A 548-nucleotide genomic window follows, 5' to 3' on the forward strand; every position below is an offset into this window, starting at 1 on the left:
ACTCACGACACTTGCGTGTCAGTAGTTCAAACGGTTAGGCAAGCCTAATCTCCTACCTTAATGTGGCTACGTTTGGGTGGTTGACAAGCACCCTTTGTTACTAACAAGTTGATTGCTCAACAATATCAGTCAGTAACGTTATTTAATTCAAATTTTGGTTTTTCAATGCCCGAAATATATTGTTTACCTAATTCTTGTAAGTTCATTGCACCTACTCGGTCATCATTAGTTCTAAATCCGCAATTCACACACTTATATTCATGTAAGGAATGATTGCGGTTTTCTTTTCTAATCTGACCACATCGAGGACAACGTTGACTGGTATACTTTGCAGACACAATTAACACTTGACTTTGATTTCTTTGAGCCTTGTAAATTAATTTAGTCTGTAAATCGTAAAATGACCATGAGTGCAATTCTCTAGTTTGTCCTTTATTGGAATTAGATTTTTCAAAAGTAACATTAGTTAAGTCTTCTAAGACAAACAAAGTATTTTGACCATATCGTTCAACAAGTGTCTTAGATAAGCAGTGATTAATATCTGCCAT

Annotated in this window: 1 protein-coding gene; it reads right to left on the reverse strand. The window is 35.0% G+C overall.

Going from position 1 to position 548, the window contains the following annotated elements:
• Positions 1–125 precede the first annotated feature (125 nt).
• Positions 126–548 (reverse strand): RNA-guided endonuclease TnpB family protein (locus tag FC36_RS05610; protein WP_056938347.1); only part of this gene is annotated, 423 nt, incomplete at its 5' end.

It is taken from the genome of Ligilactobacillus equi DSM 15833 = JCM 10991 (genome assembly GCF_001435735.1).
Classification (GTDB): Bacteria; Bacillota; Bacilli; order Lactobacillales; family Lactobacillaceae; genus Ligilactobacillus; species Ligilactobacillus equi.